The following is a 13,441-nucleotide window of genomic DNA, read 5'->3' on the forward strand; positions in this document are numbered from 1 at the left end:
TGCCGATGAGCTTGGGGCAATGTCGGGAGATGGGTTCCCGCCTTCGCGGGAATGACGGTGGGGAGGGTCAGGCGCCGACCGTCAGTTCCTCATAGCAGGACTGGGCTTCGGGCGCGGGGCCGCGGCGGCCGGGAAGCTGGAGGATGCGGACGACGCGCACGCCGCTGGGGTGGGGGAAGGTGATGAGGTCGCCCGCCCGCACCGGAGAATGGGAGCGTTCGATGCGGCGGCCGTTCAGGCGGATATGGCCGTCCTCCGCCATTTTCTGCGCGACCGAGCGGCTTTTCGCGAGGCGCGCGAACCAGAGGAATTTGTCGATGCGCAGGCTTGGCCCATGGGCCGACGCCGTGCCCGCGTCAGCCATTGCGGCCCAGCAGTTCGGCCAAGCCCGCGAAGGCGTGGTTGCCGGTGGGCGCCGGGCCGGACGAGGCGGCGGGGCGGGGCGGGCGGTCGCCGCGCGGCTTGCCCTGGGGCTTGCCCGCCGCCGGGGCGCCGCGCTTGTCGCCGCGCTGCTGCTGGTGGGGGCGGGGCTTCTGGCGGCCGCGGAAGACCCAGTTGGGGCCGCCCTCTTCGGGCGCTTCCACCGGGCGGAAACCGGCGAGGCGCATCAGTTGCAGGAAGGCTTCTTCCGACAGGCCGAGCGAGACGATCTGCGGGCTTTGCGCGGTGAAGGCTTCGTTCTTGGCGATGGCTTCATGCGCGGTGCGGGCCATGCGTTCGGCCATGTCGATGCGCAGCATCTGGTCGCCGAAACCCCGGAAACCGGCGATGCGGGCGCCCATCTGATCGAACTTTTCCCCCGCCGGGATCAGGGTGAGGCCGGGGCCGGGCAGCGGCAGGCAGGGCTTGCCCAGGCGGGCAGCCAGCAGGGCGGCGCGCCAGCGGGCGGAGCCGGGCTTGAGCAGGCCGGGATGGTAGATGTCGAGGACGCCGATATCGATGCCTGCGCGGCGCAGCAGGTGCCGCTGGTCCTTGTCGAGATGGCCGAGCGCCGAATCGAGGTCGGTGCGCGCGATCACGCCGCCCGCATCGGCAAGCTGCGCGAAGACGGCGCGGACCACGGCGGGGACTTCGGGGTCGGCGCTGCTCGCGACCATCTTGGTGAGGGGAAGGAGATGCTTTTCCTTCTGCGCGTCGAACCATGTGGCGAGGCGGGTCGCGACCTGCTTCTGCACGTCCTGACCGAGGGCAAGGAGGGCGCGGTCCAGCCGGATTTCGGGGGCCAGCAGCGCGGAGCCGCCGTGCAGGCTCGCGACCGGATTGCCCTGCCAGCTTATGCCGGGGGCCTGACCCGCTTCGTCCGTGAGCGCGAAATCAGTATCGGGCGCGCCCAGTAATTCGTCAGCCTTCACTCGCAATATCCTTCCAAGGCGCCGTTCAGCGGCCGCCAGCAGCATCTTCCTGTCCTGATGCCGGGTAGCGGGATCGACCGAGAAACGAAATCCGTCAAGTCGCCCAATCGTCTCGCCATCGACGCAGACTGTCCCGTCCGGCTCCATTTCGACCGGCAGGTTGGCCGCGCTCTGGCCCATGTCCCTTAGCAGAACGGTGGTGCGCCGGTCCACGAAACGCTGCGTCAGCGCGGCGTGGAGCGCGTCGGACAGCTTTTCTTCGAGGGCGCGGGTGCGTTCGGCCATTTCCGCCGGATGGGCGAGCCAGTCGGCGCGATGGGCGATGTAGGACCATGTGCGCGCCGCCGCGATGCGGCCCGAAAGCGTGTCGATGTCGCCCTGCACCGAATCGAGTCGGGCGATCTGCTGCGCGAACCAGTCGCGGGGGATGTGGCCCGTCCCTTCGGACAGGAAGCGCCAGATGCGGCTGACGGCGCGGGCATGATGTTCCGCGCCCAGCTTCTGGAAATCGGGCAGGCCGCAGGCGGCCCAGAGGCGTTCGACCTGTTTCTTCCCCCTGGCGCGTTCGATGACGACGGGGTCGTCGGCCAGGCGCTTGAGAACGGCCAGGTCCACCGCTTCGGGGGCGGGGCGCAGTTCGGGGCGTTCGGGCTTCTGTTCCAGGTCGGAGAGCAGGTGGTCGAGCCGGTCGGTGCGCGGCGTGCCGTCGCGCCAGAAAAGCTGTTCCACCGGGGGGAAGCGATGGGCCTCGATGGCCTCTATCTCTTCGGGGGTGAAGGCGGCGTCGCCATCTTCATGGCCCAGGCTGCCGAAGGTGCCGTCCTTGTGGTGGCGCCCGGCGCGCCCCGCGATCTGCGCCATTTCCGCGACGGTCAGGCGGCGGGTGCGGCGGCCGTCGAACTTGCGCAGGGAGGCGAAGGCGACATGGGCGACGTCCAGGTTCAGCCCCATGCCGATGGCGTCGGTGGCGACCAGATAGTCGACCTCCCCGTTCAGGAACATCTGCACCTGCGCGTTGCGGGTGCGGGGGGACAGCGCGCCCATCACCACCGCAGCGCCGCCCCGGAAGCGGCGGAGCATTTCGGCTACCGCGTAAACCTCTTCGGCGGAGAAGGCGACGATGGCGGACCGCTTGGGCAGGCGGGAGAGTTTCTTCGCGCCCGCATAGCTGAGGGTGGAGAAGCGGGGGCGGCCGATGATCTCCGCATCGGGGACCAGCGCCTTGACCAGGCGGCCGATGCTGGCCGAGCCGAGGATCATCGTTTCCTCGCGGCCCCTCGCCCGCAGCAGGCGGTCGGTGAAGATATGGCCGCGCTCCGGATCGGCGCCGAGTTGGGCTTCGTCGAGGGCCACGAAGGCGTAATCCTTCAGGCCCTCCTGCGCGGGTTCGCGGCCCCCGCCGATTGGCATGGATTCCGCCGTGCAGAGGAAATAGCGAGCGCCGGGGGGCACGATCTTTTCCTCGCCGGTGATGAGGGCGACCTGCGCCGGGCCCTTCATGCCGACCACCCGGTCATAGACCTCCCGCGCCAGCAGGCGCAGCGGAAAGCCCATCATGCCGGAACTGTGGCCGCACATGCGTTCGACCGCCAGATGGGTCTTGCCGGTGTTGGTGGGGCCCAGGACGGCGGTGACGGGCGAGCGGGCGAATAGGGCCATGGTTTCCGCTATGTCGGGCATGGATCAGGGAAGGGCAAGGGGGAAGGGCGTGGCGGGGCGGACAAATTCGGAATGGAGCGCGGTCATATCCTTTTCCTCCCCATCGGGAGATGGGGAGGGGGACCGGCCGTAGGCTGGTGGAGGGGAATGGGGCACGACCTGCGTATTCCCCTCCACCACTCGCTTCGCGAGCGGTCCCCCTCCCCACGCTAAGCGTAGGGAGGAATTGATGCCGGCAATTGCCATTTCCCGCATTCCGAATTTATCCGCGCCGCCCGGCAAATCGGCGCGACGCGCTGTCGGCCGCCGGTCTTTCGCGCAGCACGTCCGGCCGCAGGAAAAGGGTTAAAAAAGCCGTCTTTATTTGACTTTAACCGTATGCCTTTACAGGATTGGGGATGAACGCGCGGCGGGGGTCGGGCGATATTTGCCCTGGGGGGCCTGGTTCACCGTGTTTCATGAAGGTCAGATCAATGCCCAGCAGGGTGGCGCCTCCGCGTCCCTGTGGCTGACTGACTCGATCCGCAATGGGGGATCGGCCCAGGATCGGCGCGGCTGGCGAGAGAAGCTGCGCGATTGGGCCGAGGATGTGGAACTGGTCCCCGACCTTGGCCAGCGGGTGGGAAGTTTCACCTGGTTCCGGGGACTTGCGACCTGCCTTGGGCTGTGCGCGGCGGCGCTTTACCTGTCGCCGGGCTTCCATCCCCTGCCCGGCGCGCCGCAGCCGCTGATGCCGGCCAGGCAGTTCGATGAAGTGCGCAGCCAGATGATCATGCCCCTTGCCCTGGGCGCGGACAGCGGGCGGCGCATGGGGCCGACCGACGCGGTGCAGCCGCTGCGCGAGACGCCGGAGCGGCCGCAGATCGAATTGCGCGCGCAGATCGGCGGCAGCGATTCGCTGGGCCGGGCGCTGGCGCGGGCGGGCGTGAGCGGCGGCGACGTGGCCACGGTGACGAGCCTGGTCGCGGGCGACACCGGCGCGGGATTGAAGCCGGGCACGCCGCTGGACATCGTGCTGGGCCGCCGGGCGAGCCGGGACGTGCCGCGGCCCCTGGACAAGCTGGCCTTCCGGGCGCGGCTCGACCTGGGGATAGAGATTGCGCGGGTCGGCGGGGTTCTGCAGGTGCAGCGGACGGCGATCCATGTGGACGAGACGCCGCTGCGCATCCAGGGCGTGGTGGGCGAGAGCCTCTATCGTTCGGCGCGGGCGGCGGGCGCTCCGCCCAAGGCGATCCAGAGCTTCCTGCGCGTCGTCGCGCAGCAGGTCGATCTCGGATCGATCTCGGCCGGGGATCGCTATGACATCATCACTGAATATCGGCGGGCCGACACCGGCGACGTGGAGGTGGGCGACCTGCTGTTCGCCGGGCTTCACCGGGCCAGCGGGCGCGGCATCGACATGCTGAAATGGACGCAGGACGGGCGGACCCAGTGGTTCGAGGCGTCGGGCGTCGGCCAGCGGCGGGGCGTGCTGTCGGCGCCGGTGGCGGGGCGCATGTCGTCCAGCTTCGGCATGCGGCGCCATCCGATACTGGGCTATACCCGCATGCATGCGGGGATCGACTTTGCCGCCCATTACGGGTCGCCCATCTATGCGGCGACCGACGGCTTCGTGTCCTATGCCGGGCGGCATGGCGGGCATGGCAATTATGTCCGGCTGGAGCATGGCAACGGCCTTGCCACCGGCTATGCGCATATGAGCCGCATTGCCGCGTCGCCGGGGCAGCGGGTGCGGCAGGGGCAGGTGATCGGCTATGTCGGATCGTCCGGCCTGTCGACCGGGCCGCATCTGCATTATGAACTCTATCGCAACGGACGGACGATCAATCCGCTGTCTGTTCGCTTCACGACCACGGCGCAACTGGCCGGGCGGGAACTGGCGGCCTTCCGGGCGCGGCTGGCGCAGTTGAAGGGCCTGCGCATCGGCCTGCCCGTGCAGGTGGCGCATAGGAATGCGGCGCCGGCGGCCACCGGGAAATAGCTTTTCGCGGGCGATGCCGTCGGCTAACGGGCGGGAATGAACGCAGCGGCTTCCGACATCACCGCGATCCTGCTGGCCGGGGCGCGGCCGGTCCCCGATCCCCTGGCGGTGGCGGCGGGCGTCGCGGTCAAGCCACTGGTGCCGGTGGCGGGGGAGCCGATGATCAACCGGCCGGCCCGCGCCCTGCTGGCGCATCCGGCGGTCGGGCGGCTGGTCGTGCTGACCCAGGCGCCCGAATTGTTCGCGGCCGATCCCGCGACGGCCTGGCTGGCGGAGCATCCCAAAGTGCGGTTCGAAAGGAGCGGGGGCGGGATCGCGTCTTCGCTCATCGCCTTGCTGGACCGGGGGGATCTGCCCTTTCCGCTGCTGATGACGACGGCGGATCATGTGCTGCTGGACGGGTCCATGCTGGACCAGATGGTGCGGGAGTCATCGGGCGCCGACATCGCCGTGGCGATGGTCGAGCGGAGGACATTGCTGGCGCGCTATCCGGGGTCGCGGCGGACCTGGCTCAAATTCCGCGACGGCTGGTGGTCGGGGGCAAATATCTTCTGGTTCGGCAGCGGCAAGGCGCGGCCGGTGATCGCACTGTGGCAGGAGGTCGAGCAGGACCGGAAGAAGGGGTGGAAGATAGTGTCCGCCTTCGGTCCTTTGACATTGCTGGGGGCGGTGCTGCGGATTGCGACGCTGCGGGGCGGGATCGCGCGGGTGGGGCGGCGGTTCGGGATCGTGGCGCGCCTGGTGGCGATGGAGAAGGCGGAGGCCTGCATCGACGCGGACAAGGTGGATGACGTGATGTTGATCGAGGGGATCCTGGCTGACGCAGCAGAATAGAACTTTCGTGTTCCTGCCTGCGCAGGAGCACGTATTTCCGCAGCCGCACTAATTATCTCAGTAGCCGTCCAGCGCCTCCAGCGCGGTGAAGCGTTGCGACCAGAGCGCGCCATAGACCGCCATCCACTGCACCACGGGCGCGAGGCCCTTGGCGCGGGCGGTATAGTAGGTTTCGCGGCCGGACCTGCGGGCCGTCACGAGGCTGGCGCGCTTCAGCTTGCCGAGATGGCGGGACACCATGGGTTGCGATACGCCGGAAATGGCGGTGAGGGCGTGGACGCTCTGTTCCCCTTCGCGCACCAGATATTCCAGCAGGGCGCGCCGGGTGCCGTCCGACAGGGCCTTGAACAGTTCGTCGCAGGAGGCCGATCGATCCCCCTTTAAAATATGGTCGGTCATGGACCCATTCATAATCATCGGGTTATGAGTGGGTCAAGGTGAAGACGATTTTTACCCTTCCAAGCGGCGTTAACCAAAAAAACTTCGCGCCCCTTCCCCGCTGAGTCTTTTGCGCCACATTAGCCGATCTAGAGTCTTTCGAGTCGCGGTCGACTCAATATCTAGTGGCTACCCGGTTCGTTCCCGCCCGCGTTAACCATTATGGCAGGCTTGGACCCTAAGTCGCTGATCTTGACGGCCGACTCCCAAGGACTCATCGCTGGACCTCAGAAGGAAACGGGGGTCATCTAATGGGTGTCATGGAACGCGTCGCGCCGCTGCGGAAAAAGGCGGTTGCGCCCGTAGAGGTCGAGGCAGACCGCCTGCTGCGCGGCGACTGCATCGCGGAAATGGCGAAGCTGCCCGACGCCTGCATCGACATGATCTTCGCGGATCCGCCCTATAATCTCCAGCTCGGCGGCGACCTGTTCCGGCCCGAAGGCGGCCGGGTGGACGCGGTCGACAATGACTGGGACAAGTTCGACACGCTGGGCAGCTATGACCGCTTCACCAAGGCCTGGCTGCGGGAAGCGCGGCGCATATTGAAGCCCAACGGCACCATCTGGGTGATCGGCAGCTACCACAATATCTTCCGCGTCGGCACGGCGTTGCAGGACGAGGGCTTCTGGATCCTGAACGACATCATCTGGCGCAAGTCCAACCCCATGCCCAATTTCAAGGGCACCCGCTTCACCAACGCGCATGAGACGCTGATCTGGGCGAGCCAGGGCGAGGACGCGAAATATACGTTCAACTACAAGGCGATGAAGACGCTGAACGACGAGTTGCAGATGCGCTCCGACTGGGTGTTGCCGATCTGCGGCGGGCAGGAGCGGTTGAAGCGCAACGGCACCAAGGCGCATCCGACGCAGAAGCCCGAAGCGCTGCTCTATCGCGTGCTGCTGGCCTGCACCAGGCCGGGCGACGTGGTGCTCGATCCCTTTTTCGGCACCGGGACGACGGGCGCGGTGGCCAAGCGCCTGGGCCGCAAGTGGATCGGCATCGAGCGCGAGGAGGATTATATAGAGGTCGCGCTGGAGCGGATCGAGGCGGCGCTGCCGCTCGATGAGAGCGCGCTCACCATCATGCAGAGCGCGAAGGCGCAGCCCAAGGTGGCGTTCGGCACGCTGGTCGAGACCGGCTATCTCCAGCCCGGCGCGGTGCTGACGGACTCGAAGCGGCGCTGGCAGGCGGTGGTACGGGCGGACGGTTCGCTCAGCGTGGGCACGGATACCGGCTCGATCCACAAGATGGGCGCGACCCTGCAGGGCGCGCCGAGCTGCAATGGCTGGACCTTCTGGCATTGCGAGGTGGAGGGCGTGCTGAAGCCGATCGATGCGCTGCGGCAGACCTATTTGCTGGCGAACGAGCCTTAACGATCCCGGATTTCCTTTCGGGCTCTGGGCGACGGAGTTTGAAGATGTTGCCACAGCTTCCTGCCGATGCGCGGCTTTACCTGCGCCCCACTTGGTTCGCGCCGTCGCCCGTCGGCCTGGCCGACGGCTCGGCGGCGCGGATGGGCAATGGGCTGATCTGGTTCCAGGCTTATGAGCTGACGGCGCGGAAGGACGGGCGGCGCGTGGCGCGGGCGACGGTGCCGGTCGCGGAGTTCGCCGATGCCATCGCGGGATTGCCCGATACGCTGGCGGAGCGGGCGCGGCTGCTGGCGGCCAATATCTCGGCGCAGAGGCAGCCCCTGGTGCTGGGGGAACGCACCATCCGTTTCGACGCGCCGCAGGTGATGGCGATCCTCAACATCACGCCGGACAGCTTTTCCGACGGCGGCAGGCATATGGACGATCCGCAGGCGGCGGCCGATGCGGGTTTCGCCATGGCGGCGGCAGGGGCGGCGCTGATCGATGTGGGCGGCGAATCCACCCGACCCAGGGCGCCGCGCCTGTGGGAAGGGGATGAGATCGCCCGCGTCGTGCCGGTGATCGAAAGGCTGGCGGCGGCAGGGGTTCCCATGTCCGTCGACACCCGCAAGGCTGCGGTGATGGAAGCCGCGCTGGCCGCCGGAGCGGCGGTCGTCAACGATGTGAGCGCGCTGCGGCACGACCCCCGCGCCATGGAGGTGGTGGTCGCGGCGGGATGCCCCGTCATCCTGATGCATGCGCCGTCGGCCGGGGATGATCCGCACGACAATGCCGGGGGCTATGGCGATGTCGTGGCCGATGTGTTCGACATGCTGGAGGAGCGCGTGGACGCCTGTCTGGCGGCGGGGGTGCCGCGCGGGAAGATCATGGTCGATCCGGGATTGGGCTTCGGCAAGTCGCTGGGCGACAATCTGGCGCTGGTGAACGGGCTGGCGACATTCCAGGGGCTGGGCGTGCCGCTGCTGTTCGCGGGCAGCCGCAAGCGCCTGATCGGGGCCTTGTCGAACGAGGCGCCGGCGGCGGAGCGGCTGGGCGGTTCGGTGGCCCTGGCCTTCCGCGCCGCCGAACTGGGCGCGCAGATGGTGCGGGTGCACGATGTCGCGGAAAGCGTGCAGGCGCTGCACCTTTGGCGCGGTCTGGCGGATGCGGGGTTGAGCGGCGTTTAGAGCATCGTGCGGAAAAGTAGGAACCGGTTTTCCGCTCAAAAGGATGCGACAACAAGAACTTGCCAGGACAGGCTCTGTTCCAGGCTTCCGGTCGTCAGAGCCAGCCTTTCGCCCGATAGGCTTCGGCGGTCGCCCGCAATCCCTCTTCCGTCGGCACCCTGGGCGCCCACAGCTTCCTGGGCGGTTGCTTGCGCTTCTTCACCACCCAGTCGGGGTGGCAGAAATAGCTGACCCGGTCGGGCGTCAGCCTGGCGTTCCTGCCGCGCACCAGCCGGTCGAGCCGCGCGCCCACGCCCAGCAGCCAGGCGGGCGTGGCGAAGGTCCGCACCGCCCTCTCTCCAGGCCGTCCGACGGCGCGGCCGATCGCCTGCGCGAAGTCCATATGGTCCCAGCCGCCCGGCGCGCCGTCGTCCACCTCATAGACATGGGTCAGGCTCTTCATGTCCTTTTCGACCGCCAGCGTCAGGAACAGCCGGGCAAGGTCGCTCACCTCGATCACCGACAGCCGTCCGCCCGGCGGCATGAGCATGAACCCGCGCTTCGCCATGCGGAACAGTTCCAGCATCTCCCGGTCGCCCGGCCCGTAGATGGCGGGGGGGCGGATGATGGTCCAGTCGAGGCCGCTGGCCTTCACATGCCGTTCCGCCAGTTCCTTCGACCAGCCATAGTCGGACAGGCCCGGCTCCCGCGCCGAGAGGGAGGAGACGTGGATCAGCCGCCTGACGCCGCGCTGGCGCATGGCGTCAACCACCGCCATGGTGCCGCGGGCATTGCCGGTCTCGAACCCCTCGCGGTCGGGCGCGTTCACCACGCCCGCGATGTGGATCACCACGTCGGCGTCGCGCACCAGCGTGTTGAGCGCCGCCCGGTCCTCCAGCGCGCCGGGCACCCATTTGAGATGGGCGCGGGGCGGCTGCGCCCGGCGGGTGATGGCGGAGACATGGTGCCCCGCCGCCAGGGCCTGATTCAGGGTCTCGGCGCCGACGAAGCCCGTCGCGCCCGTCATGGCGATGCGCAGGGACATGGGATCAGACCATCGCCATATGGTCGCGGTGGACCAGCACCGACCGGGGCAGGTGGCCCAGTAGCGTCGCGATGTCCTCGCTGCGCTTGCCCGCGATGCGCGCCGCTTCCTCGCTGTCATATTCGATGAGGCCGCGGGCGATCACCCGTCCGTCCTCCGCCAATATGTCGACCACGTCGCCGCGGGCGAAGATGCCCTCGACCCGTGCAACCCCAGCCGGGAGCAGGCTGTTGCCGCGGCCCAGCGCCGCCTCCGCCCCCGCATCGACCACGATCCGCCCGCGCACCGTCAGGCGCCCGGCCAGCCAGCCCTTGCGCGCGCCCTTCGCCTGCGCGGCGAGGAAGATCGATCCTTTGCCGCCATCGGCCCAGTGCGAGAGGGGCGAATCCACCTTGCCGGAGATGATCGCCAGATGCGCGCCCGCCCCGGTGGCGATACGCGCCGCCTCGATCTTGGAGGTCATGCCCCCCGACCCCATGCCGGAGGCGGAACCGCCGTCCGCCATCCCCGCGATGCGCGCATCGATGCGCTCGATTGTCTCTATCAGCATGGCGTTCGCATCGACATGCGGATTGGCGCTGTAAAGCCCGTCGACGTCGGACAGCAGCACAACCGCGTCAGCCCGTGCCGCCTGTCCGATACGCGCCGCCAGCCGGTCATTGTCGCCGAAGCGGATTTCCGCCGTGGCGACGCTGTCATTCTCGTTCACGACCGGCACGACGTCGAGCGCCATCAGCCGCTCCAGCGTGGCCGACGCGTTGAGGTAGCGGCGGCGATTTTCCAGATCGTCCAGCGTCACCAGCATCTGCGCGGCGGTGATGTCCCTTTCGTGGAGCAGGCTGGCCCAGCATTGCGACAGCGCGATCTGGCCGGTGGCGGCGGCCGCCTGAGCGTCTTCAAGGCTGCCGCGTCCGCCCTTGGGCAGCTTCAGCCTGCGGGCGCCGAGCGCGATGGCGCCGGAGGAGACGATGATGATCTGTTGGCCCGCCTGCTTGCGCGCCGCGACGTCGGCCACCAGCGTGCGGAGCCAGGCTTCGCGCACCTCGCCCTGCGGATCGACGAGCAGGGCCGAGCCGATCTTGATGACCAGGCGGCGGATCTGGGAGGGGGGGAAACCGGAAAGGGAAGGGGTCATGAAGCGGTCCGAATGCGCTCCTCCCCTGCAGGGGAGGCGTTGGGGTGAGGAGACAAGGCGGGGGAAGCCCTATCCGGCAAGCCCCCACCCCCGACCCCTCCCCTGAAGGGGAGGGGAGGAGTTACAGTGGCGACCACGGCTTCTCGTCTTCTTCTGTCCCATCCTCTTCCTCCCCGCCGGGCTGGTCCAGCAGCGGCAGCACCGCGTCCAGCAGGGCGGGCACGCCTTCGCCGGTCGCGCCGGAGATGATGAACACATCCTCCACCCCAGCCTCTTCCCGAAGCTGGCCGGCAATGTCCTCCATCAGTTCCGGCCCCAGCAGGTCGCCCTTGTTGAGCGCCACGATCTGCGGCTTTTCGTCCAGGCCGCCGCCATAGGCCGCCAGTTCGTCCTGCACGATGCGGAACTGTTCGACCGGGTCGTCGCCGGTCGCGTCGATCAGGTGCAGCAGCACGCGGCAGCGTTCGACATGGCCCAGGAAGCGGTCGCCGATGCCGGCGCCCTCGGCCGCGCCCTCGATCAGGCCCGGAATGTCGGCCAGCACGAATTCCCGGTCGCGATGCAGCACCACGCCCAGTTGCGGCTTGGTGGTGGTGAAGGCATAGGCGCCCACCTTCGCCTTGGTGTTGGTGACCTGGTTGATGAAGGTCGACTTGCCCGCATTGGGCATGCCCACCAGGCCGACGTCGGCCAGCAGCTTCAGCCGCAGCCACACCCACATTTCCTGCCCCGGCCAGCCCGTGCCATGCTGGCGCGGGGCGCGGTTTGTGCTGGTCTTGTAGGACAGGTTGCCGCGCCCGCCGTCGCCGCCGCGCAGCAGGACGATGCGCTGCCCGACCTGCGTGAAGTCGGCGAGCAGTTCCTGCTCATATTCCATCGTGCCGTCCTCATCCTCCGTCCCCTCTATGGGCGTGGGATCGGACAGGATCTGCGTGCCCACCGGCACCTTGATGACCAGGTCTTCGCCGCCGGCGCCATAGCGGTTCTTGCCCGCGCCGGGCATGCCGCGCTGCGCCTTGAAATGCTGGGTGTAGCGGAAGTCGATCAGGGTGTTCAGCCCGGCCACCGCCTCGAAGATGATGTCGCCGCCCTTGCCGCCGTTGCCGCCGTCCGGGCCGCCATATTCGACATATTTTTCCCGCCGGAAACTGACCGCGCCGGGACCGCCCCAGCCGGACTTGATGTAAATCTTCGCTTGATCAAGAAAATGCATCGCGCGCCCATAGCGGTTTATGCGGCGGAATTAAACAGGCGCGCCGCAAAAGCGGCCGCTTCTTCCGAAACGCGGCGGGGGCGGGGGAAGGCGGCCCGGCGCCGCCCTCCCCGGTCGCGGGGTTCAGGCCGCCAGAGCCGGCAGCGAATCCCCGTAAAGATCGGCGGACGAATCCGCCGTCATGGGGATCGCGCCCTCTTCTCCAGGGGCGCCTTCCTCGAAGACCAGGCAATCCGCCGCCGCGCCCCGGCCCAGGCTGAAGCGGCGTTCGATGCGGCCCGTGTCGCGGAAGCCGAGCTTGCGCAGGACGTTGCCGGACGCGGGATTGTCCGCGAAATGGGCGGCGCGCACGTCGCGTATGCCCAAGGCGCGGGCCATGTGCATGACGGCGCCCGCCGCTTCGGTGGCGAAGCCGAGTCCCCAATAGGGGCGGGCGATCCAATAGCCCAGTTCCACCCTGCCGTCATCCGCCGCATGGAGGCCGCAGCCGCCCACCAGGCGCGGCGCGCCCTTGGTGCGGGTGAAGGCGAGCAGGCTGGGCAGGCGCGCGTCCTGCGGCTGGGCCAGGAACGCCTGCGCATCGGCCCGGTCGTAGGCGGCCGGCGCGCGGGTCAGGTTGCGCAGCACGGCCGCATCGCCGATCGCGTCGGCAAGGGCCGGCGCGTCTTCCATCCAGCCGGGCCGCAGCAACAGGCGGGGGGTACGGGCGAACATCGAAAGTCTCCTAATCTCCTGCGCGCCAATGACCGCGAAAAGTTACGGCATGACGACTATCTTCTCTGGCTGGGCCCCGCCCGCATGACGCGTGAGAAAGGCGGGGGTTCCAGCGGCCTGAGGGAAATTCAGGGGAGACGCCCTTCGACGCGAAAAAGGGGCGCTCCCGGAGGGGGCGCCCCTTGTTTCCCTCGAACCCTGGCGGTGGCCGAAAAGCCGTTCCGCCAGGAGGATCGCCCCGTTTGCGTGGGACGATCCGTCATCGATCGTCCGTTATTCGGCTGCTTCGGCCATGGCGTCGACCGATACATATTTGCGGCCGAGCTTGCCGGTGTGGAATACCACGCGGCCTTCGCCCAGCGCGAACAGCGTATGGTCCTTGCCCATGCCGACATTGCGGCCCGGATAGACGCGGGTGCCGCGCTGGCGAATGATGATGTTGCCGCCGATCACTTCCTGACCGCCGAACTTCTTAACGCCAAGGCGCTTCGATTCCGAATCGCGACCGTTGCGCGACGAACCGCCAGCTTTCTTATGTGCCATGACTCA

At 68.2% G+C, this 13,441-nt stretch carries 12 protein-coding genes; 4 read left to right on the forward strand and 8 right to left on the reverse strand.

The genetic code is table 11. The features are described from left to right. Positions 1-67: 67 nt before the first annotated feature. Positions 68-364, reverse strand: coding sequence for an RNA-binding S4 domain-containing protein (locus tag SIDU_RS01190; protein ID WP_007683584.1), 297 nt, complete (start codon positions 362-364; stop codon positions 68-70). Beyond that, positions 357-3,011: a helicase-related protein gene (locus SIDU_RS01195; protein ID WP_409349298.1), complete on the reverse strand. Its 2,655-nt coding sequence runs from the start codon at positions 3,009-3,011 to the stop codon at positions 357-359. Before SIDU_RS01195 ends, SIDU_RS01190 begins: the two co-directional genes overlap by 8 nt. 451 nt (positions 3,012-3,462) lie before the next feature. Here SIDU_RS01195 and SIDU_RS01200 point away from each other — a divergent pair, with 451 nt between their 5' ends. Both SIDU_RS01200 and SIDU_RS01205 read left to right on the forward strand, forming a co-directional pair. Then, the gene (locus SIDU_RS01200) at positions 3,463-4,992 is read left to right on the forward strand and encodes a M23 family metallopeptidase (protein WP_013040899.1); all 1,530 of its coding nucleotides are present in this window, start codon (positions 3,463-3,465) and stop codon (positions 4,990-4,992) included. 36 nt (positions 4,993-5,028) lie between these two features. Continuing rightward, positions 5,029-5,826 carry a nucleotidyltransferase family protein gene (locus SIDU_RS01205; protein ID WP_007683588.1) on the forward strand — a complete coding sequence of 266 codons (798 nt, stop codon included), beginning with the start codon at positions 5,029-5,031 and terminating at the stop codon, positions 5,824-5,826. A 57-nt stretch (positions 5,827-5,883) separates the two neighbouring features. Here SIDU_RS01205 and SIDU_RS01210 read toward each other — a convergent pair whose 3' ends face one another. Further along, positions 5,884-6,225 carry an ArsR/SmtB family transcription factor gene (locus tag SIDU_RS01210; RefSeq protein ID WP_007683590.1) on the reverse strand — a complete coding sequence of 114 codons (342 nt, stop codon included), beginning with the start codon at positions 6,223-6,225 and terminating at the stop codon, positions 5,884-5,886. A 290-nt stretch (positions 6,226-6,515) separates the two neighbouring features. On the opposite strand from SIDU_RS01210, the gene SIDU_RS01215 reads away from it, so the two are divergent. After that, the gene (locus tag SIDU_RS01215) at positions 6,516-7,640 is read left to right on the forward strand and encodes a site-specific DNA-methyltransferase (RefSeq protein ID WP_007683592.1); all 1,125 of its coding nucleotides are present in this window, start codon (positions 6,516-6,518) and stop codon (positions 7,638-7,640) included. A gap of 44 nt (positions 7,641-7,684) precedes the next feature. Beyond that, positions 7,685-8,806 carry a dihydropteroate synthase gene (gene folP, locus SIDU_RS01220; RefSeq protein WP_007683594.1) on the forward strand — a complete coding sequence of 374 codons (1,122 nt, stop codon included), beginning with the start codon at positions 7,685-7,687 and terminating at the stop codon, positions 8,804-8,806. Positions 8,807-8,900: 94 nt separating this feature from the next. Here the strand turns inward: folP and SIDU_RS01225 are convergent, their stop codons facing one another. From SIDU_RS01225 to rpmA, 5 genes are all read right to left on the reverse strand, one after another. Next, a complete protein-coding gene (locus SIDU_RS01225; RefSeq protein WP_007683595.1) occupies positions 8,901-9,830 on the reverse strand; it encodes an NAD-dependent epimerase/dehydratase family protein in 930 nt (309 codons plus the stop codon). A gap of 4 nt (positions 9,831-9,834) precedes the next feature. After that, positions 9,835-10,965, reverse strand: a complete 1,131-nt coding sequence (gene proB / locus SIDU_RS01230) for a glutamate 5-kinase (protein ID WP_007683596.1) — start codon at positions 10,963-10,965, stop codon at positions 9,835-9,837. Positions 10,966-11,086: 121 nt separating this feature from the next. After that, on the reverse strand, positions 11,087-12,178 hold the full coding sequence (gene obgE, locus SIDU_RS01235; protein WP_007683597.1) for a GTPase ObgE: 1,092 nt from the start codon (positions 12,176-12,178) through the stop codon (positions 11,087-11,089). Positions 12,179-12,301: 123 nt separating this feature from the next. Further along, on the reverse strand, positions 12,302-12,892 hold the full coding sequence (locus SIDU_RS01240; RefSeq protein ID WP_007683598.1) for a GNAT family N-acetyltransferase: 591 nt from the start codon (positions 12,890-12,892) through the stop codon (positions 12,302-12,304). Positions 12,893-13,165: 273 nt separating this feature from the next. After that, positions 13,166-13,435: a 50S ribosomal protein L27 gene (rpmA, locus tag SIDU_RS01245; protein ID WP_007683600.1), complete on the reverse strand. Its 270-nt coding sequence runs from the start codon at positions 13,433-13,435 to the stop codon at positions 13,166-13,168. Between the last annotated feature and the right edge of the window lie 6 nt (positions 13,436-13,441).

This window comes from Sphingobium indicum B90A (assembly GCF_000264945.2).
GTDB classification, from domain to species: Bacteria; Pseudomonadota; Alphaproteobacteria; order Sphingomonadales; family Sphingomonadaceae; genus Sphingobium; species Sphingobium indicum.

Bases quoted from the DNA above. Each gene is read 5' to 3' on its own strand.
- SIDU_RS01195 (WP_409349298.1), bottom strand. From the start codon at position 3,011: ATGGCCCTATTCGCCCGCTCGCCCGTCACCGCCGTCCTGGGCCCCACC.
- SIDU_RS01225 (WP_007683595.1), bottom strand. From the start codon at position 9,830: ATGTCCCTGCGCATCGCCATGACGGGCGCGACGGGCTTCGTCGGCGCC.
- SIDU_RS01215 (WP_007683592.1), top strand. From the start codon at position 6,516: ATGGGTGTCATGGAACGCGTCGCGCCGCTGCGGAAAAAGGCGGTTGCG.
- SIDU_RS01205 (WP_007683588.1), top strand. From the start codon at position 5,029: ATGAACGCAGCGGCTTCCGACATCACCGCGATCCTGCTGGCCGGGGCG.
- rpmA (WP_007683600.1), bottom strand. From the start codon at position 13,435: ATGGCACATAAGAAAGCTGGCGGTTCGTCGCGCAACGGTCGCGATTCG.
- SIDU_RS01240 (WP_007683598.1), bottom strand. From the start codon at position 12,892: ATGTTCGCCCGTACCCCCCGCCTGTTGCTGCGGCCCGGCTGGATGGAA.
- SIDU_RS01190 (WP_007683584.1), bottom strand. From the start codon at position 364: ATGGCTGACGCGGGCACGGCGTCGGCCCATGGGCCAAGCCTGCGCATC.
- proB (WP_007683596.1), bottom strand. From the start codon at position 10,965: ATGACCCCTTCCCTTTCCGGTTTCCCCCCCTCCCAGATCCGCCGCCTG.
- SIDU_RS01210 (WP_007683590.1), bottom strand. From the start codon at position 6,225: ATGACCGACCATATTTTAAAGGGGGATCGATCGGCCTCCTGCGACGAA.
- folP (WP_007683594.1), top strand. From the start codon at position 7,685: ATGTTGCCACAGCTTCCTGCCGATGCGCGGCTTTACCTGCGCCCCACT.
- obgE (WP_007683597.1), bottom strand. From the start codon at position 12,178: ATGCATTTTCTTGATCAAGCGAAGATTTACATCAAGTCCGGCTGGGGC.